Source organism: Rhodococcus sp. NPDC059179, assembly GCF_042754885.1.
In the GTDB taxonomy this organism is placed as follows: domain Bacteria; phylum Actinomycetota; class Actinomycetes; order Mycobacteriales; family Mycobacteriaceae; genus Rhodococcus_G.
This window is the reverse complement of record NZ_JBHZBV010000001.1, coordinates 642,097-659,151: the sequence shown is the minus strand read 5'-3', so window position 1 is coordinate 659,151 and position 17,055 is coordinate 642,097. Positions and strand designations below refer to the sequence as shown.

Sequence of the window (17,055 nt, the reverse complement as noted above, 5' to 3'; positions counted from 1 at the left end):
GGCGCCACGTGGTTACACAGGAACACGAGTATTCGAGGCACGCCATGTCCACGGCCACCCCTACGGTGGGCGAGCGGGCGATCGCGATGACCGATGGCACTGCCAGGTCGCGAACATGACGTAAGCCAACCGGAGGGTTGGGCGACGATCACAGGCGTTGTCGTCGACGGCGCGCTGCCCACGATCCACCATCCTTCCGGGATGGAAGGACAACGCAGTGAGACTCACGGCTATCACCTGGATTGCTGGGTTCCTTGCCACCGGCGCAGTGCTGTTCGGCGGCCTCGGCGACGATCGGGCCGGCTCGAGTTCGGCCGGTCAGACCGTGACCCCTGGCGTCGCGGCGGCCCTGCCCAGCGACAGAGACGGCGACCGGGATCGCGACCGTCGACAGCGGGAGCGAGAACTACTGCAGGAGCAACGCAGGGACGACCTTCGGGAGCGGAGGGAACAGGCGGTGCCACCCAGCCAGGCGCCCTCAGCCGAGGTCCCAATGTCGCAGTGGTTCAACGTCAGCGCTCCATGGTGATCTCCGGCTCCGCCGGCGGCCGATCGAGAACCGTTCCCGACCTGTCGCGCAGGAACTTGTCGAACATGGCCGCGACATAGGTGCGAACGAGAGTCGTCGAGCGCTCGGCCGCGATGGGCCCGATGTAGCGCGCGGCTGCCGGCCGTATCGCAGCGGGCACCAGCACGGACATGTCGGTGAAGTCATAGTGCGCCGAATCCCGCATCGTCACTTCACGTTTCCAGCCCGTGGCATGCTGCCAGAGTGCATCAAGGGACGGCTTGGCGTCGCCGACCTCCTTGATCTGCTGGCTCGTCATGACCAGCACTGGACGGTCCACACCCTCGGTGGCGGCGCGCCCGAAGTCCTCGTCGACACCGATCTGACCGTCGAGATCCACGGCGGCGTCAATACGTCGGTCGCCGTGCATCGATTCGACGGCGGTATACCCACCGGACGAGTGGCCCACCATCCCGACCTGGTCCAGATCGAGTGCGCGATCGAGACCTCGCGGTAGCTCGCGCTGTTCGGCGTCCGGGTTCACTCCCTGAGTGAGCTCGGTGAGCGAGTCGAGCACGAACCGGGTGTCGAGCAGCCTGGCCGCGACATACTTCTTCCGGAGGTCCTTCCCGAAGCCCTCCGGTGCGGGGGCGGGCTGAACGACCCTGCCGCCAGGGAATTCCACCGCAGGCGAGGCCTCGTAGGTGTGGTCGATGGTCACCACCACATAGCCTCGGCTGGCCAGATCCTCGGCCAGGCCGGTCCCCAGTACTCGCGAGACCCCGCCGCCCGGCGAATACAGAACGACCGGGTGTGCGGAATCGGCGAGGGCAGGCGCGTTCGTGTAGGAGTTGGTCAGCAGGCCGGGCAGCGCGACGCCGAGTCGCTGCTCCAGTCCCGGAACGAACTCGGTGGACGCGTAGTGCGCACGCGGATGCTTGCCGACGTCGGCCGCGGGGTAGAACACCGACACCATCAACTCACGTGACCGATCGGGCTGAAACGGATCCGGCCTGGCCTCATCGACCAGGTGCAGAACGGTGGTACCCACCGGCGACGGACCGGACAGGGGTGGAAGAACCGTCACCCCCGCTGGCGAAGCGCCTGCGGCACCCGCACTCCCCACCAGCAACGCGCACGCAGACATGGTCACAACGGCCATCCGACTGGACAACAGTCCCCCCCTCGGTGAATCACGCTCGACGACAAGCACCCCCGCGCCGACGCTAACAGAGTGAACGACTCCCGCGGGAGGTGCTTCGTCTGCCGTCCCGCGCGCCGTGGGGCGCACGGGACGGCAGAAGGCGCAGAGGGTCAGGCGGCCACTACCGCCCTCTCCGCCGAACTCACGGCCGGGCGGGTGCGCAACCCGAACGCGGTCACGACGGCCGCGACGGCGATCGCGATGACCGGAACCGCAAGGGCTGCACGGTAACTGTCGAGCATGCCGGCCTCCGACTGATCGCCGCCGAGCGTGGTGACCTGCACCGCGGTAACCACCGCCAGCCCGAGCGCCGAGCCGAGCTGCCACGAGGTGTAGAGCAACGCCCCGGCCAAACCCTGTTCCTGCTCGGCGATCCCGTCGGTCCCAGCGATCGTCAGCGGCCCGTACACCAGGGCGAACGCGACCCCGATCAGGATCAGCGCGGGCAGCATCGCCGCGTAGGCCGCGTCGGCGCCGATCCACAGGAAGGACGCGTAGGCCGCGCCCGCCACCAGCAGCCCCGCGAAGATCACCCGGACGTTCCCGAACCGGTTCACCAACAGCGGCGTCAGCGTGGGCGCCAGCACCGCGTCGCCCGCCACCGCGAGCATGGCAAGGCCGGTGGCCAGCGCCGACCATCCACGCAGTTCCTGCAGGTACAGGACCAGAATGAACTGGAATCCGACGAACGAGCCTGCAAACAGGATCGCCGCCAGGTTCGCCCGGACAAGCGGACCCGAACGCAGGATGCCCAGACGCACCAGCGGCGTGGGTACCCGGCGCTCCACCGCGACGAACAGTGCCAGCAGCGCGGCGCTGCCGGCCAGAGCCGCGACCGTCGAGCCGAGTCGGACGTCGGGCGCCCGCACCACGCCGTAGACCAGCAGCAACATCGCACCGGTGACGCTGAACGCGCCCGTCAGGTCGAAGTCGCGCAGCGACCGGGCGGCCGGACGTGCCTCGGACGGGATCAGCCGGATGCCGGCGAGCAGGATCAGCGCGGCGAGGATCACCGGAGCGAAAAAGACGCAACGCCAAGAGAACTCGGCAAGCACTCCCCCGACCACGAGGCCCAGCGAGAAGCCGGCCGCGCCGGTCCCCGCGTAGACCAGCAGCGCCTGGTTCCGTTTGCGACCCTCGGCGATCGTCGTGGTGATGATCGACAGCCCCGCAGGCGCCATGAAGCCGGCGGCCACCCCCGTCACGAAGCGCGCCGCGATCAGGACCCAGCCCTCCGACGCGAACCCGCCGAGGCCGGAGAAGGCGATGAACACCGCGAGCCACAGCAGGAACATCCGGCGCCTGCCGAGCAGGTCCGCGGCTCGGCCGCCGAGCAGCATGAAGCCCCCGTAGCCGAGCACGTAGGCGCTGATCACCCACTGCAGTTCCGCGGTGGACATCGACAGGTCGGCACGGATCGAGGGCAGCGCCACACCGAACATCGACACGTCGACGCCCTCGAGGAAGATCGCGCCGCACAGCACCAGGAGCATGGCCCATTCCCGCCCGGCGAAGCGGTCGGGATCTCGTTCGAGTAGGGGTGGTTGCGGTGATTCCAGCACTGATCGCTCCTTCGGTCGGCCGTCGGGAACCGTCGAACCCTTGGTTCCTTGCCGTTGGGTCGGTTCCCTCTTGTAACTGGCCCCATTCTTCGGCACCATTGGTAACCATGGAAGAAGGCACTTTGAAGGAACCGACTCACTGCGCCGATACCGGCGACGACCGGGACCCATACCAGTGGGACACCAGGGAGGACTGCGAGGTCCGGCAGATCCTGGACCGGATCGCCGACAAATGGTCGCTGCTGGTGATCGCGCTCCTCGACCGCCGAACCCTGCGCTTCACCGAGCTGCGCCGGGAGATCGACGGCATCAGCCAGCGGATGCTGACCGTCACGCTGCGACAACTCGAACGCGACGGCCTGGTCCGCCGCACCGTGTATCCGGTGGTGCCACCGCGGGTCGACTACGCGCTGACCCCGCTCGGCGAGACGCTGCACGAGACGATCCAGGCGTTGGTCAGCTGGACCGAAGTCCATCAGGACGAGGTCGCCAGGGCCCGCGCCGAGTACGACCTCCGTGCCGAGGCCGAAAAGGACCTCGTGGCCGGCTCCCGCTGACCGTCAGGCGTAGATCTCCTCGGCGTCGCCCGCGTGGCGGTCGGGGACGGTCTCCGGATCAGCACCGTCAAAAGGCGGATAGCTCTCGCCGCCGATTCGCTCGGCCGCGTCGATGTAGTCGGTGAGAGCGGCGCGGGATTGAGCGAGCCCGTCGATCTGATCGTCCAGTCGCTGCAGCCGAGACCGCATCGCGGCCAACAACTCTGGACATCCGGGCAGCTTCGGGGCCTCGCCGACCGCGCAGGGCAACAGATACGCGATGTCCTCGGAGGACAGACCGGCACCGAGCAGGTGCCGGATCTGTGTCACCCGCAGCACGGCATCCTCGTCGTACTCGCGGTAGCCGTTCGCGCCGCGGCCCGCCTCCAGCAATCCCTGCGCCTCGTAGTAGCGCAATTGATGGGCGTTGACGCCCGCCCGACGACTCAGTTCCCCGATCAACATCGATGCCTCCCTTGATCTTCACACCGGTATCAACGTTGATGATGCTGCCATGAACAACACAACCGAAACACCCGTGACAGTCATCGGACTCGGACTGATGGGCCAGGCACTCGCCGGCGCGTTCCTGAGGGCCGGGCACCCCACAACCGTGTGGAACCGCACGACCTCCAAGGCCGAGAAGTTGGTCGCCGAGGGTGCACTGCTGGCACCGACGGTTGCCGACGCGCTCGCGGCGAGCCCCCTGACGATCACCTGCCTCACCGACTACCAGGCCATACACGAGCTGCTCGACGCGAGCGACGTCGAGCTGGACGGCACGATGTTGATCAACCTGACCTCGGGCGACTCGGCCCAGGCACGGGAAGCCGCCCGATGGGCCGAGCAGCGCGGCGCCCGTTACCTGGACGGCGCCATCATGGCCGTCCCGCCGGCGATCGGGACGGCCGCGGCGGTGATTCTGCACAGCGGGCAGGAGTCGGACTTCGAGGCACACAGGTCAACACTCGACGCGCTCGGCACCGTCACCTACCTCGGTGCGGACCACGGGCTGGCGTCCCTGTACGACATGGCGGGCCTGACCATGATGTGGAGCGTCCTGAACGCCTGGCTCCACGGCACCGCCATGCTCAGGACGGCCGGCGTCGACGCCGCAGCGTTCGCGCCGTTCGCGCAGCAGATCGCTGCCGGTGTGGCCGAATGGCTGCCCGGATATGCCGAGCAGATCGACAGCGGCTCCTTCCCGGCCGAGGTGTCGGCCCTGGAGACCGACGCGCGGGCGATGGCTCACCTGGTCGAGGAGAGCGAGGCGGTGGGTGTCAACGCCGAACTGCCGAAGTTGATCAAGGCGATGGCTGACCGCTCGATCGCCGCCGGACACGGTGGGGAGCAGTATCCCGTCCTGATCGAAGAGTTCGGCAAACCCCGCGACATCTGACCGATCGTGCAGGTGCGGCGATTCGTTGACAGAAGTTTCCGCACGCTGGATCCTGCGAAGGTGGGATTCGGGTTCCTTGCCGGCGTGTCGACAGCACTTGCCTGCCGAGCCGTTCTGCTCCGGGCGTTGCTGTTCAAGTTCAACCGGGATGTTCGAGCGCTCAATGCTGGTGACTATCACCCTCTCCTGCGCTCCTACCATCGTGACGCAGTGCTCAGGTTCGCAGACGGCGACCACCGCTGGGCCGGCGTGCACAACGGCCGGGACGCGATCGAGCGATTTCTTCGGGATTTTGTCCATGCGGGCCTGCAAGGTGAAGTCTCCGAGGCATATTTCGGCGGCGTGCCGTGGCGCATGACCCTGGTCGCTCGCTTCAACGATCGCGCCGACGGACCGGATGGCTTGACCCTGTACAGGAACCGGACGGTGCTCTTGGTTCGCACAAGGTGGGGGAAGATCGTCGAGCAGGAGGACTTCTACGAAGACACCTCCCGCATCGAGGCATTCGAAACCCGACTACGCCAGATCGAGAACAGCGCTTCGCACAGTCAGTCCGGCAAACCGAACAGTTCCAGGTAGTCCTCCCGGCCGAACATCTTCGCCGAGTCGACCGCGGTCGGGTGGCCGGCATTCGGGTCGGCGCCTGCCGCGGCGAGCGCGCGCACCACGGCCTCCTCGCCCTTGAAGATGGCACCCGCGACCGGCGACTGGCCGCGGTCGTTGAGCCGGTCGACGTCTGCACCCCGATCGATCAGCAGCTGCACCGCCTGGGCGTGGCCGTGGTAGGCGGCGAGCATCAGCAGGGTGTCGCCGGTGCCGTTGGTGAGGTTCGCCGGGACGCCCGCGTCGAGGTAGGCCGCGAGGGTGGTGGCGTCACCGGCCCGGGCTGCGTCGAAGACGCGCTGCGCGATTTCCTGCAAGTGGGGGTCGATCGGTTCGTCCGTCATATCGCCCGAAGTTACCCGGACCGGCACCGCGGCACCCGGCGCCGGGCCGAGTCGCCGTCACCCCGACTGTCCGAATGTCACACTCGTTCACCTAGGTCGAACGAGTGTGACATTCGGACAATGCGGCGGGCAGGAATGCGGCGGGGCGTGGGTACAGATTCAGCGCAGGACGTCGGTCCCGACGAACGGCTGCAACGCGACGGGCACCGTGACGCTGCCGTCGGCCTGCTGATGGTTCTCCAGGATGGCGACGATCCAGCGGGTGGTCGCGAGCGTGCCGTTGAGGGTCGCCGCGGTCTGCGGCTTGCCGTTCTCGTCCCGGTAGCGGGTCCCGAGCCGTCGAGCCTGGAAGGTCGTGCAGTTCGAGGTCGACGAAAGCTCGCGGTAGGCCTGCTGGGTGGGAACCCAAGCCTCGCAGTCGAACTTGCGCGCCGCGGACGAACCGAGGTCGCCGCCCGCGACGTCGATCACCCGGTAGGGCACCTCGATGGCCGCGAGCATCTCCCGCTCCCATTCGAGCAGCCGCTGGTGCTCGGCATCGGCGTCCTCGGGCTTGCAGTAGACGAACATCTCGACCTTGTCGAACTGGTGCACGCGGATGATGCCGCGGGTGTCCTTGCCGTGGCTGCCCGCCTCACGGCGGAAGCACGACGACCATCCCGCGTACCGCTTCGGCCCCTCGCTCAGGTCGATGATCTCGCTGGAGTGGTACCCGGCGAGCGGGACCTCGGAGGTGCCGACGAGGTACAGGTCGTCCTGCTCCAGGTGGTACACCTCCTCGGAGTGCTGGCCGAGGAACCCTGTGCCCTGCATGATCTCCGGCCGCACCAGCACCGGCGGGATCATCAGGGTGAAGCCGTTCGCGGTCGCCTTCTGCGCGGCCAGCTGCAGCAGGCCGAGCTGCAGCATCGCGCCGTAACCGGTCATGAAGTAGAAGCGCGCGCCGGAAACCTTGGCGCCGCGCTCCATGTCGATCAGGCCGAGCGACTCGCTCAGCTCGAGGTGGTCCTTCGGCTCGAAGTCGAAGGACGGGATCTCGCCGACGGTGTCGAGGGTGATGAAGTCGTCCTCGCCGCCCGCCGGTGCGCCCTCCTGCACGATGTTCGAGATGGCACGGGCGGCGGCGTCGAGCGCGGCATCCGCCTCGTGCTGCGCGGCCTCGGCGTCCTTGACCTTCTGTGCGAGTTCCTTCGACCCGGCGAGCAGCGCGGGCCGCTCCTCCGCGGACGCCTGACCGACCTTCTTGCCGAGCGCCTTCTGCTCCGCCCGGAGGTTGTCGCCGGCGAGCACCGCGGCGCGGCGGGACTCGTCGGCCGCCAGCAGCGCGTCGACCAGGGCCGGGTCCTCGCCCCTGGTGCGCTGTGACTCGCGGACGACGTCGGGATTCTCGCGCAGGAACTTGAGGTCAATCACGACCACAAACCTTACTTGGTGCGCGACGACCGCCCCCAACGCGTGCAGGGGAAGGTTCGGCATCGGCTCGGCCAACGGGCATGATGGAGGCGATGTCCGACGAACACGCCAACGAACGCGACGCCTCCGGGCGCGGCGGCGACGCGCGCTCCGACGCCGAGGCGACCCACGGCGCGGGCTCACCGCCTGCCGACAAGCCCGGACACCACCTGTCCGCGACCATGACCAGGCGCGCCCTCGCGGCGATCGCGCTCGGTGCGGTCCTCGCCGCGATCGTGACCGCCGTCTTCTCCGGCGGCTTCAAGAGCGAGAGCGACCTCAGCACGCACGCGAACACCGGCGGCCCGATGTCGACCGGCGCCGTCGCGGGCAGCGCGTTCGGCTCCGCCCACGCAGGCGACTGCCTGACCTGGACCGAGGACGACGCCAGCGACCTGGAGAAGGTGGACTGCTCGCAGGAGCACCTGTTCGAGGTCGCCTCCGAGGTGGACCTCAGCAACTTCCCCGGCACCGAGTTCGGCCCCGGTTCGAAGTTCCCGGGGGTGCTCCGGTTCTCCCAATTCCGCGACGAGCACTGCACGCCCGCGGTCAACGAATACCTGGGCGCCAAGTTCGACCCGAACGGCAAGTTCAGCGTCGGCCTGATCAATCCCGGCGTGGCAGGCTGGGCCGCCGGGGAGCGCACGCTGCGCTGCGGCCTGCAGTACTCCGGCACCACCGGCAACCCGCAGCCGATCTTCGGGACGGTCGCCGGCCAGGACCAGTCCAAGACCTGGGACGCGGGCACCTGCATCGGCATCAACCAGAACGTTCCCTCGGACCCTGTGCCCTGCTCCGACCCGCACGCGTTCGAGGTGATCTCGGTGGTCGACCTCGGCGCCAAGTTCACCGGCGGCTTCCCGGAGATCCCCGACCAGGACAAATACCTGGAGGAGACGTGCACGCAGGCGTCCAACGAGTTCCTCGGTTCTCCGGACGCGCTCCGGAACAAGACCCTCACCCTGTTCTGGGACAACATCGACCTGACCAGCTGGCTGGCCGGCAGCCGGAAGGTCACCTGCTCGGTCGGCAAGGAGGTCGACACCGGCGGGTTCGCCGCGATCGTCAACTCGGCCAAGGGCGACATCCTGATCAACGGCGCGCCGCCGGTGCCGCCGCCTCCGGTCCCGGAGGGTCGTTCGCTGCCCGTTCCGCTGCCGGGCGCGGGCAATTGACCGTGGAGATGACCGAGGCCCGCTTCGAGGAGCTGGTCGGCGAGGCGCTGGACCTGATTCCCGCCGAGCTCGCCCGGGCAATCGACAACGTGGTGGTGCTGGTCGAGGACCGCGACCCCGAGGAGCCCGGCCTGCTCGGGCTGTATCAGGGCATCGCGCTGACCGAACGCGACAGCCACTACGGCGGCTCGTTGCCGGACACCATCACCATCTACCGCGAGGCCCTGCTCGAGGTCTGCGACTCCGAGGAGCAGGTGATCGAGGAGGTCGCGATCACCGTGATCCACGAGGTCGCGCACTATTTCGGCATCGAGGAAGACCGCCTGCACCAGCTCGGCTGGGGTTAGCGACACACTCGGCGAAATTGGTGGGAACCGGTCGGGCGCGCGCCGCGTCCAACCTCTTGACGACCAATCTCGGTGCCTGCGGGTCGCTCCGCAGGCTCCGCTCCGCCGAGCCCTCAAGGAGGCCGCGACCGTGTCAGGCCATGTGTTTGTCTCTCCCGAAGCCCTGATCTCCGCCGCCACCCAGCTCGAGGCCCTCGCGGCGCGCCTGGAGACCACGGTGAACGTCAACGCGTCCGCCCTGCACCTGGCGCCCGCGGGCAGCGAAGAGGTCTCGGTCATGGTCGCCTCGTCGTTCAACTCGGTCGCCGACAGCTTCCTGCCGTCCGCCGCGACCGGTATCGCCGAGCTGCGGGTCGCCGCCACAACCCTGCGCAAGCACGCGGCCGAGTACGAGAACCAGGACCACACCTTGAGCACCTCGCTCAACGCGGGCATGTGAGCAGCCGAGACCGGATCTGAGGAGACACCGAAATGACCATGGGATTCACCGGCGTCGTCTGGATGCCTCGCGGGGCGACCTGGAACTCGACCGCCCTCAACGCAGGCGTCGGACCCGTGCAGCTGTCCGCGGCAGGCGCCGCCTGGACGTCGATCGCAGCGGGCCTGACGGACGCGTCCGCGACCATGACCAAGGTGATGGCGGAACTGCGGGTCGGCTGGGAGGGCCTGGCCTCCGATGCCGCCCTCGCCAAGCTGATCCCGTTCACGGCCTGGACCGAAGAGTCCACCGCGATGGCGACGACGACGGCGGCCAAGGCGGCCGCCGCGGCGAGCACGCACTCCGTCGCGCGGATCACCATGCCGAGCCTGCCCGAGATCGCCGCGGTCAAGACCGCAAAGCTGGTGGCGCACACCGTCGGTGGTTCGCTCGCCGGTGCGGGCGCGGCCGCTGAGGCCGCCGACCGCGCGATGGATCTGCGGGCCGCGCTCGTCATGGAGTCCTACGAGGCCTCGTCCACCGTGGTCTCGGTGCCGCAGAGCTTCACGCCGCCGCCCCCGCTGGCCACCGGGGCGCAGGCCTCGGGCGCAGGGGTGCAGGAAGCGGTGCCCACCAACAAGGACGACGTCGACTGGCGGACCAACCCGGCGGGCGCCGCCATGGCGACCGTGATGGCGCACGCGCAGAACCCGGCCGTGGTGAGCGCAGCGTCGCAGGCGGGCTCGATCGCAGGCTCCGGATTCAGCACGGTCACCTCGACCGCGACTTCGTTCGCTCCTGCGGCGGTGTCCGCGATCACGGGCGGCCGCTCCGGTCAGTCGTTCGGCGGCTTCTCCGGCGCCTCGCCTGCCGACCGGTCCGGCGGCGCGGGCGGCGGTTCCGGCTCGGGTTCGGGCGCCACCCGCACCATGAGCTCGGCCGGCGGCATGAGTCGTGGCGGCGGGGCCGGCGGCTTCGGTGGCGGCGCGGGACGGGTCACGTTGCCCGAGGGCTGGGGCCGGGGCGCCGCGGGTGGCCTCGGCGGCGGGATCGCGGGCGCGCCCGGCGGCTCCGAGGTGTTCGCGTCCGGCGCGCGTGCGGAGGCGGCCGTCGCGGCGGGACCGCGCGGCGGTCAGCTGGGCGCCCCGATGATGGGCGGCGCCGCGGGCGGCCAGGACGACGAGGAACACCGGACCCCGGCCTACCTCAAGAACTTCGAGCACTTCAGCGACGGCAGGGTCGTGATTCCCGCGGTCATCGGTGCAGATCCGGCGGAGTACCAGCGGTGATCGAATCGGGCACCCTTTCCGCCCCGTCGCGGCTGGAGGCGGTGACGCTCGGTCTGGACGAGCTGGACCTGCTGGTGAATCTCCTGGGCATCGACGAGCTGCCGGTGGTCCTGAACGCCACGGCGCGGTTCGACTCGGTGACCGCCAGAGACGCCGCGTTCGACGCGGCCCGGCTCACCCTCGCCGATCGGGGGCTGGTCGACGCGGGCGCGGTGCACCCGGACGTCGCCGAGTGGCTGCAGGTGCTGGCGCGCCCGGAATGGGAAGTCGCGCTGCGCTGGTACGCGCCATCGGATGGGAACTCCGCAGGCTCCGCTCCTGTGCGGGACGGGAGCTCGGCAGGCTCCGCTCCTGTGCGGGATGGGAGCTCCGCAGGCTCCGCTCCTGTCGACGACATCTCCAGGCTCTGCCTCGTGCACGGCGCGACCGGCTCGGTGCTCGCGCTGCGCGGACCGGACTCGTACGTGCTCCAACGCGCGGAACACCCCGCCGGGGAACTGATGCTCGACGCCATCGGACGGCAGGCGCCGCTCGACTTCGGAGTGGTCAACGCACCGACCGAGCAGCTTGTCGCCGCTCTCGCGGACTGCGCCGACGCCGGGTCCACCGCACGCCGGCTCGCCGGGCTCGGGGTCGCCGATCAGGACGTCGTGGCGGTCTCCGCCGCGCTGGCCGGCTGTCGGGAACGTGCCGAGATCGTCGCGATCTGGCACGGCGACGGCAGGATCGAACCGGTCGGCGGACCTGTCGCGGTGTTCGACACCGACAGGGGCCGCATCGTCGCGACCTCGAGCGTCTCGGCGGACGGGGTCGCCTGGTCCACGCTGAGCCCGGGCAGCGACGCCCGATTCCGCCAGGCCATCGATGTCCTGGTCGGCGCCGTCAGCTGACGTTCAACGAACGCACCCAGCAACATCGGCTGGGTGCGTTCGCGTTTCGAGCGTCAAAGCGCGACCTACGCCGCGCAATCGCCTGTTCTGGGTCCGGCGACTAGTGGAGTCTGTCCGACCTCGGGGGGCAGCCACCAGCCATCACGAGATCCCCCATGATGACGACGGTTTTCAGACGGCGACGACGGCAGGGGCGTCGTCGCCGCGCCGGTACTGTCCGGGCGCGAGCCCGTACTCGCGTTTGAACGCCTTCGCGAAGGCGAACTCGCTCTGATAGCCGACTTTGCCTGCGACGCCGGCCAGCGGGGTATCGGTGTCGCGGAGCAGCCGGGCCGCGGTGAGCATCCGCCAGCGGGTGAGGTAGGACAGCGGCGGCGCACCGACCGTGGCGGCGAATCGGCGCGTCAGGGTCGCCCGGCTCACCCCGGCGACGGCGCTGAGATCGGGAACCGTCCAGGCTCGTTCGGGCGCATCGTGCATGGCGCGGAGCGCGGCAAGGACGCCCGGATCGGTGAGGGCTCCGGCCCAGCCGGTCGGGGTCGGGGCCTGATTCTCGAACCAGGCGCGCAGCGCGAACAGCAGCAGTGTTTCCAGCAGCGCTGGAACGGCGGCATCGGTTCCGGCGCGCGATTGCGCCAGCTCCACGGCCAAGATGTCGAGGAGCCCGCGCAGCCCCGGATCGGCGCCCTGCCGCGCGGGGATGTGCACGAACTCGGGCAACTCGGCGAGCAGCGGATGACTACGCTGCCGACCCAGTGCGTAGGCGCCGCACATCAATTCGCTACGCACACCGGGGCCGCTGATCTCGCGGGGTTCGCCGATGTGGGCCTGCTCGGTCACCACGCTGTCGAGGCTGTCCACGAGCACGTGGCCGGACCCGCGCGGCATCAGGATCACATCTCCGGTGCCCAGCGCGATCGGCGCACCGGCGGGTGGCACCAGCCAGCACGAACCCGCGAGTACCACGTGGAATCCTGTGCCCGGCACCAAGGGGTAACCGCGACCCCAGGGGGCGTGCCGAATGAACATGCCGCAGGTGGGGGCGCCTGTACGGATGGCGGTGATGGTTTCGCTGAGCACGTCCACGCCGCCAATCTACTGATCGATCGACCGGTGAGTCATTCGGACATCGGGGTGAGCCGGTGAGCCATTCAATCGTCACCGGGTTCGCCATAACTTCGTACTCATGACAAACACCGCGAAGCACTCGAACCCCCACCGCCCCGCCATCGCCGTGTATGGAGCCACCGGCCACACCGGCGGATACGCCCTGCACGAACTTCGCCGTCGTGGCATCACCCCGATTCTGGTGGGCCGCAACGAAGCCCGTCTGCGCGCGGCGGCCGCCGCCGCGGGCTTGCCCGACGCCGAAGTCCGGCTCGCCGACCTGGATGACTCGGCCGCTCTGACCGCCGCGTTCGCCGATGCCGACGTGGTCATCAGCACCCTGCCTGCCTACGTCACGTTCGGCGAACCGGTGCTGGCCGCCGCCATCGCGAGCGGCGCGCACTACACCGACACCTCCGGCGAGCAACTGTTCCTGGAGAAGGCGTTCCACGAGTACGGTCCACGTGCTGAAGCCGCCGGTGTGACGATCCTGGGCGGCATCACCAACAGCAACCTGCCCGGCGACCTGCTCGGTCACCTGGCCGCGCGGCAGGTGGCAGCACCGGCCGAGGTTGTGATGAGCCTGGTCACCCGGGGCGAGGGCGGAGGATCGCGGGGCAGCGCGGAAACCGTTCTGGCCGGGATGGACTGGTTCCGCTCGGGCGGCTGGCACTACGCGGACGGCGCGCTGCGCACCGGCCCGATCGATCGGCATACGCTGATGACCTTCCCCGGCGACGCGGAGCCGACCGTGGTCGCCAAATTCCAACAGCCCCCGGTTCTCACCATCCCCCGCCACACCGACGTGTCCTTCGTGGCAGGCGTCGTCGAAGCCGACATGCTCGCCCAGCTCGCCGGTTTCACCCCCGAACTACTGGATGCACTGCCCGAGCCGAGCACCGACCTCCGCTACGAGCTGGTGCTCGACGCCATCGGAGCCGACGGCACCACGGTGCGCGGCGTGCTCACCGGCCCGGACGCCTACCGCGACACCGCGATCATGGCCGTGGAGGCGGCCACACGCCTCGCGGCCGACGACTTCAAACCCGGCGCACTGGCCCCCGCCGAAGCCTTCGACCCCACTGAGTTCCTGAATTCCCTGGCCGTTCACGCCATCACGTGGCAGATCAGCCCAGTCCGGTAACCACCCGACTTCCGCTCACCTTGGATGCCAGCTGTTCACGCCGACAGTTGGAGTGCGTCGGGGATGACGGCGAATGACTGGTGCAGGCGTTCGAGGAGATCGGCTCGGCCCCCACTCGCGTCGGCGGCGACCCAGCCGCGGCCGGCGATGCTCCATGCCGTGGTGGTCAGCTCGGCGAGGACCCGGGGGCGCAGGTCGCTGCCGGGGAGGGCCAGCTTGTCCGATATCCTTTGGGCGACTTGGGTTTCCAGGCCGGAACGGGTGTAGTCGACGTGACCGAGCAGGCTGGGGGCGGTGAGGACCAGTTTGCGGGTGGCAACGTAGCGGACGTCCCAGTCGTCCGGGAGCTCGGCGACCGCGCCGGTGAGGATGTCGCGTAGGGCGGCGAGCACCGGGCCAGCGAGGTCGTGGGCGGTCAAGGCGTCAAGATAGCCAGCCCACAGCTCGGTTTCGGCCTCGACGGCCACGGCCTCCTTGGTGGGGAAGGCCCGGAAGAACGTACTGCGCGAGACCTCTGCCGCATCGACCAGTTCCTCCACGGTGGTCGCGGCGAAACCTTTCTCGGTGAACAGCCGTAGCGCGGCGTCGGCCAGAGCGCGGCGGGTGCGGAGCCGTTTGCGTTCACGCAGCGGTAGAGCGCGGTCGTCGATGGACATGCCGGAATCCTAGCTCTATACGAACCTCATGCACGAAAGAAACTCAGTTTAAATTGACGCTTGCACACGTATGGTACTGAGTGTCAGAATCATCCATGTCAACGAGCATCACCCCGCACAAGGAGAATCGCAATGAACACCACCGCCCCGGCCACCCTGAACCCGTCGGTCATCGGCCAGGCCGAGAAGCACCACACCGCGGTTCTGACCCGCGCACTGGCCGGTACCACGCTGGACGAAAAGCAGTGGATCGTACTCAACCAGGCCCTGGCCGCCGGTAGGCCGGTCGATCCGGCCGCCCACATCACCCGCGTCGCCGCCATGACCCAGTGGAATCCCGCCGACGCCGGGAATGCCCTGACCACACTGCTCGAAAGCGGCCTGCTGCGAGCGACTTCCGGTGATCTGGTCGAGCCCACCGAGGACGGTACGGCGCTCGCGGGCAAGGTCCGCGCCGAATCGGGCGCGATCGTGGCCGCCGCCTACGGCACGGTTGCCCCCGAGGATCTGGCCACCGCCGCCCGGGTGCTGACCACCATCACCGCCCGAATGGCTGAGGAACTGGCCCGTGCCTGAACCGAGATGCCGCCTCCGGTCCCCGTGACCCGCGCAGGTGCCGCACTAGGCGGCACATCAATCACTAAACGTCTCCACCACACCGACGAAAGAGGATGCCATGTCCACCCCTAGTTTGACCGCCGATCGCATCGAGATCGCCGACCTGTTCACGCGCTTCGCCCGCCTGCTCGACGAGCGACGGTGGGACGATGTCGGCACCGTCTTCGCCGACGATGTGAAAATCGACTCACCCCGAATTCAAGTCCGCGGTGTCGACAAGGTCGTCGACTACATGCGACAGGCTGAGGTCGATGGGGAACACACGCAGCACACGACCACTGACCTGCTGGTGAACGTGAACGGCGACCAAGCCACTGCCTCCTCGAACTCGGTTGTGTACTACTACCGCGACAGCCAGCCACCCCACCAGACAGGAAGCCTCCGACAGACCTGCACTGCCATACGGACGACCGCAGGCTGGCGACTCAGCGAGATACGAATCACGCCCGCCTGGATCCGCAAGGATTGACCACAGCCTCACCGATTGCAGCCGCGCAGAGGTGTTCCGCGAACCGGTCCGGTTCTTGCGGGTGGTGCCGGAGAAGCCCTTGTCGATGAAGGGTTCCTAGCAGGCACTTCCCGCGCACGGCTTCTCGCCGGCGAAGAGCTTTGCGATGAACGGGGTGCTGTCCGGCACCGAGGCGGCTACCGTGCCGCCGTGGTCGGTGGGGTAGGTGCGGAACGCGAAGTCCACCCCGTTCGCGGTCAGATCGGCGACCAGCTTCAGGGTCAGCGGGATCGGGACGTCCATGTCATTGAGCCCCTGCGCGATGAGCAGCGGTCGGTCGTAACCGCTGGTGGGGACAGAGATCATCGAGCGGCCCGCGTCCATCAACTCGGGTGTGTTCACCGACCGCGACAGCAGTTGCCCGATCGAGACGTCGGCGTACTTCGTGCGCGCTTCGCCGTAACAGAGCGAGGTCTCGATGTCGGCGAGCACGCTGCGGCCGAGGGGGCTGAGGTACGAGTCGATGTCCACGTCGGGTCGCGCCGCACGCAGCCCGACGAGGGCGTTGGCGATATAAACCGTGGTGCCCTTGAGTGGCAGCTTCGGGAACGCCGGTCCCCCGAGCGGCAGCAGCAACTCGATGTTCGAGGGCGCCCCGGTGGTCACCGCGCCGCGGTAGTCCAGCTCCGGGGCGTAGCGGGTGGCGATGTTCGCGGCGAACAACGTCGCATGACCGCCCTGCGACTGCCCCGTGGCGACCCAGGTCCGCGACAGCTCGGGCGTGGTTGTACGGGCCGCCCGCACCATGTCGATCACGCTGTGCGCAGCCGAGCGACCGTCCAGGTAGGGGTGCACGCCGGGGGTGCCGAGCCCGACATAGTCGGTCGCAACCACCGCGTAGCCCTGGGACAGCCAATGGCCGAGATGGGTCACCGCCCGCTCGGTGGGCGGATTGGCGCTGGGTGCGCACTGATCCGCGACTCCAGTGGTGCCGTGCGCATACGAGATCACCGGCCAACCGCCCGCGGGCGGAGTTCCCTCGGGCAGGTAAACGGCACCGGTGCTGAGCATCGGCTTGTCCAGAGGTCCCTGGGACCAGTACGTCAGCAACGACGACGTCGCAGCGCCGGGCAGCCAGCGATCCGGTGGAAGGTCCTGGCTACTCACGACAGATCCCGGCGCCATGTCCGCGTTTGCGGCGGGCGCGGCCACGGCGGGCGCCGCGGCCGACGCGGCGGCGACCAGCATCGCGCTCGCGGCAACCAGCAGGGTACGTAGTCGGTGGGTCATCACCATCTCCTCACGCCAGTGCGCCCGATCACAGTCGGCCCCGACCTCAGGACGATAGGTCAGAT

At 68.8% G+C, this 17,055-nt stretch carries 20 protein-coding genes; 12 read left to right on the top strand and 8 right to left on the bottom strand.

Features of this window, described 5'->3' with window-relative positions; all coding sequences use genetic code 11:
• Nucleotides 1-217: 217 nt before the first annotated feature.
• Nucleotides 218-529: a hypothetical protein gene (locus ACFXMV_RS03025; protein ID WP_378500486.1), complete on the top strand. Its 312-nt coding sequence runs from the start codon at nucleotides 218-220 to the stop codon at nucleotides 527-529.
• On the opposite strand, the gene ACFXMV_RS03020 is transcribed toward ACFXMV_RS03025, so the two are convergent.
• Complete coding sequence (locus ACFXMV_RS03020; protein WP_378500485.1) at nucleotides 513-1,559, bottom strand: alpha/beta hydrolase family protein; 1,047 nt, start codon at nucleotides 1,557-1,559, stop codon at nucleotides 513-515. The genes ACFXMV_RS03025 and ACFXMV_RS03020 overlap by 17 nt on opposite strands.
• 263 nt (nucleotides 1,560-1,822) lie before the next feature.
• Entirely contained in the window at nucleotides 1,823-3,274 is a 1,452-nt protein-coding gene (locus ACFXMV_RS03015; protein ID WP_378502589.1) for an MFS transporter, read from the bottom strand.
• A gap of 107 nt (nucleotides 3,275-3,381) precedes the next feature.
• On the opposite strand from ACFXMV_RS03015, the gene ACFXMV_RS03010 reads away from it, so the two are divergent.
• Nucleotides 3,382-3,831: a winged helix-turn-helix transcriptional regulator gene (locus tag ACFXMV_RS03010; protein WP_378501758.1), complete on the top strand. Its 450-nt coding sequence runs from the start codon at nucleotides 3,382-3,384 to the stop codon at nucleotides 3,829-3,831.
• A gap of 3 nt (nucleotides 3,832-3,834) precedes the next feature.
• On the opposite strand, the gene ACFXMV_RS03005 is transcribed toward ACFXMV_RS03010, so the two are convergent.
• Nucleotides 3,835-4,275, bottom strand: coding sequence for a MerR family transcriptional regulator (locus tag ACFXMV_RS03005; RefSeq protein ID WP_378501759.1), 441 nt, complete (start codon nucleotides 4,273-4,275; stop codon nucleotides 3,835-3,837).
• Nucleotides 4,276-4,324: 49 nt separating this feature from the next.
• Between ACFXMV_RS03005 and ACFXMV_RS03000 the strand changes: the two genes are divergently transcribed.
• Nucleotides 4,325-5,209, top strand: coding sequence for an NAD(P)-dependent oxidoreductase (locus ACFXMV_RS03000; protein ID WP_378502590.1), 885 nt, complete (start codon nucleotides 4,325-4,327; stop codon nucleotides 5,207-5,209).
• 60 nt (nucleotides 5,210-5,269) lie between these two features.
• Nucleotides 5,270-5,788 (top strand): nuclear transport factor 2 family protein, encoded by a 519-nt coding sequence (locus ACFXMV_RS02995; protein ID WP_378501761.1) that lies wholly within the window; start codon nucleotides 5,270-5,272, stop codon nucleotides 5,786-5,788.
• Here the strand turns inward: ACFXMV_RS02995 and ACFXMV_RS02990 are convergent.
• Entirely contained in the window at nucleotides 5,758-6,156 is a 399-nt protein-coding gene (locus tag ACFXMV_RS02990; protein ID WP_378501762.1) for an ankyrin repeat domain-containing protein, read from the bottom strand. The two genes, ACFXMV_RS02995 and ACFXMV_RS02990, sit on opposite strands and share 31 nt — an antisense overlap.
• A gap of 159 nt (nucleotides 6,157-6,315) precedes the next feature.
• Entirely contained in the window at nucleotides 6,316-7,569 is a 1,254-nt protein-coding gene (gene serS, locus ACFXMV_RS02985) for a serine--tRNA ligase (protein ID WP_378500338.1), read from the bottom strand.
• A 221-nt stretch (nucleotides 7,570-7,790) separates the two neighbouring features.
• Between serS and ACFXMV_RS02980 the strand changes: the two genes are divergently transcribed.
• The 5 genes from ACFXMV_RS02980 (at nucleotide 7,791) to ACFXMV_RS02960 (ending at nucleotide 11,727) form a co-directional block, all read left to right on the top strand.
• Entirely contained in the window at nucleotides 7,791-8,783 is a 993-nt protein-coding gene (locus ACFXMV_RS02980; protein WP_378500345.1) for a septum formation family protein, read from the top strand.
• On the top strand, nucleotides 8,780-9,130 hold the full coding sequence (locus tag ACFXMV_RS02975; protein ID WP_378500339.1) for a metallopeptidase family protein: 351 nt from the start codon (nucleotides 8,780-8,782) through the stop codon (nucleotides 9,128-9,130). Before ACFXMV_RS02980 ends, ACFXMV_RS02975 begins: the two co-directional genes overlap by 4 nt.
• A 130-nt stretch (nucleotides 9,131-9,260) precedes the next feature.
• Nucleotides 9,261-9,569, top strand: a complete 309-nt coding sequence (locus ACFXMV_RS02970; RefSeq protein WP_378500340.1) for a PE family protein — start codon at nucleotides 9,261-9,263, stop codon at nucleotides 9,567-9,569.
• A gap of 32 nt (nucleotides 9,570-9,601) precedes the next feature.
• Complete coding sequence (locus ACFXMV_RS02965; protein WP_378500341.1) at nucleotides 9,602-10,837, top strand: PPE domain-containing protein; 1,236 nt, start codon at nucleotides 9,602-9,604, stop codon at nucleotides 10,835-10,837.
• A complete protein-coding gene (locus ACFXMV_RS02960) occupies nucleotides 10,834-11,727 on the top strand; it encodes an ESX secretion-associated protein EspG (RefSeq protein WP_378500342.1) in 894 nt (297 codons plus the stop codon). Before ACFXMV_RS02965 ends, ACFXMV_RS02960 begins: the two co-directional genes overlap by 4 nt.
• Nucleotides 11,728-11,898: 171 nt before the next feature.
• On the opposite strand, the gene ACFXMV_RS02955 is transcribed toward ACFXMV_RS02960, so the two are convergent.
• Nucleotides 11,899-12,813 carry an AraC family transcriptional regulator gene (locus tag ACFXMV_RS02955; RefSeq protein ID WP_378502591.1) on the bottom strand — a complete coding sequence of 305 codons (915 nt, stop codon included), beginning with the start codon at nucleotides 12,811-12,813 and terminating at the stop codon, nucleotides 11,899-11,901.
• A 100-nt stretch (nucleotides 12,814-12,913) separates the two neighbouring features.
• Here ACFXMV_RS02955 and ACFXMV_RS02950 point away from each other — a divergent pair, with 100 nt between their 5' ends.
• Entirely contained in the window at nucleotides 12,914-13,978 is a 1,065-nt protein-coding gene (locus ACFXMV_RS02950; RefSeq protein ID WP_378502592.1) for a saccharopine dehydrogenase NADP-binding domain-containing protein, read from the top strand.
• A 35-nt stretch (nucleotides 13,979-14,013) separates the two neighbouring features.
• Here the strand turns inward: ACFXMV_RS02950 and ACFXMV_RS02945 are convergent, their stop codons facing one another.
• A complete protein-coding gene (locus ACFXMV_RS02945) occupies nucleotides 14,014-14,634 on the bottom strand; it encodes a TetR/AcrR family transcriptional regulator (protein ID WP_378502593.1) in 621 nt (206 codons plus the stop codon).
• A 132-nt stretch (nucleotides 14,635-14,766) separates the two neighbouring features.
• On the opposite strand from ACFXMV_RS02945, the gene ACFXMV_RS02940 reads away from it, so the two are divergent.
• A complete protein-coding gene (locus tag ACFXMV_RS02940; protein ID WP_378500310.1) occupies nucleotides 14,767-15,210 on the top strand; it encodes a hypothetical protein in 444 nt (147 codons plus the stop codon).
• Between the two features lie 100 nt (nucleotides 15,211-15,310).
• Nucleotides 15,311-15,721 (top strand): nuclear transport factor 2 family protein, encoded by a 411-nt coding sequence (locus ACFXMV_RS02935; protein ID WP_378500309.1) that lies wholly within the window; start codon nucleotides 15,311-15,313, stop codon nucleotides 15,719-15,721.
• Nucleotides 15,722-15,817: 96 nt separating this feature from the next.
• On the opposite strand, the gene ACFXMV_RS02930 is transcribed toward ACFXMV_RS02935, so the two are convergent.
• The gene (locus ACFXMV_RS02930; RefSeq protein WP_378500308.1) at nucleotides 15,818-16,990 is read right to left on the bottom strand and encodes a lipase family protein; all 1,173 of its coding nucleotides are present in this window, start codon (nucleotides 16,988-16,990) and stop codon (nucleotides 15,818-15,820) included.
• Nucleotides 16,991-17,055 lie beyond the last annotated feature (65 nt).

Bases quoted from the DNA above. Each gene is read 5' to 3' on its own strand.
- ACFXMV_RS02930 (WP_378500308.1), bottom strand. From the start codon at position 16,990: ATGACCCACCGACTACGTACCCTGCTGGTTGCCGCGAGCGCGATGCTG.
- ACFXMV_RS03000 (WP_378502590.1), top strand. From the start codon at position 4,325: ATGAACAACACAACCGAAACACCCGTGACAGTCATCGGACTCGGACTG.
- ACFXMV_RS03010 (WP_378501758.1), top strand. From the start codon at position 3,382: ATGGAAGAAGGCACTTTGAAGGAACCGACTCACTGCGCCGATACCGGC.
- ACFXMV_RS02935 (WP_378500309.1), top strand. From the start codon at position 15,311: ATGTCCACCCCTAGTTTGACCGCCGATCGCATCGAGATCGCCGACCTG.
- ACFXMV_RS02940 (WP_378500310.1), top strand. From the start codon at position 14,767: ATGAACACCACCGCCCCGGCCACCCTGAACCCGTCGGTCATCGGCCAG.
- ACFXMV_RS02965 (WP_378500341.1), top strand. From the start codon at position 9,602: ATGACCATGGGATTCACCGGCGTCGTCTGGATGCCTCGCGGGGCGACC.
- ACFXMV_RS02945 (WP_378502593.1), bottom strand. From the start codon at position 14,634: ATGTCCATCGACGACCGCGCTCTACCGCTGCGTGAACGCAAACGGCTC.
- ACFXMV_RS02990 (WP_378501762.1), bottom strand. From the start codon at position 6,156: ATGACGGACGAACCGATCGACCCCCACTTGCAGGAAATCGCGCAGCGC.
- ACFXMV_RS03005 (WP_378501759.1), bottom strand. From the start codon at position 4,275: ATGTTGATCGGGGAACTGAGTCGTCGGGCGGGCGTCAACGCCCATCAA.
- ACFXMV_RS02980 (WP_378500345.1), top strand. From the start codon at position 7,791: ATGACCAGGCGCGCCCTCGCGGCGATCGCGCTCGGTGCGGTCCTCGCC.
- ACFXMV_RS02950 (WP_378502592.1), top strand. From the start codon at position 12,914: ATGACAAACACCGCGAAGCACTCGAACCCCCACCGCCCCGCCATCGCC.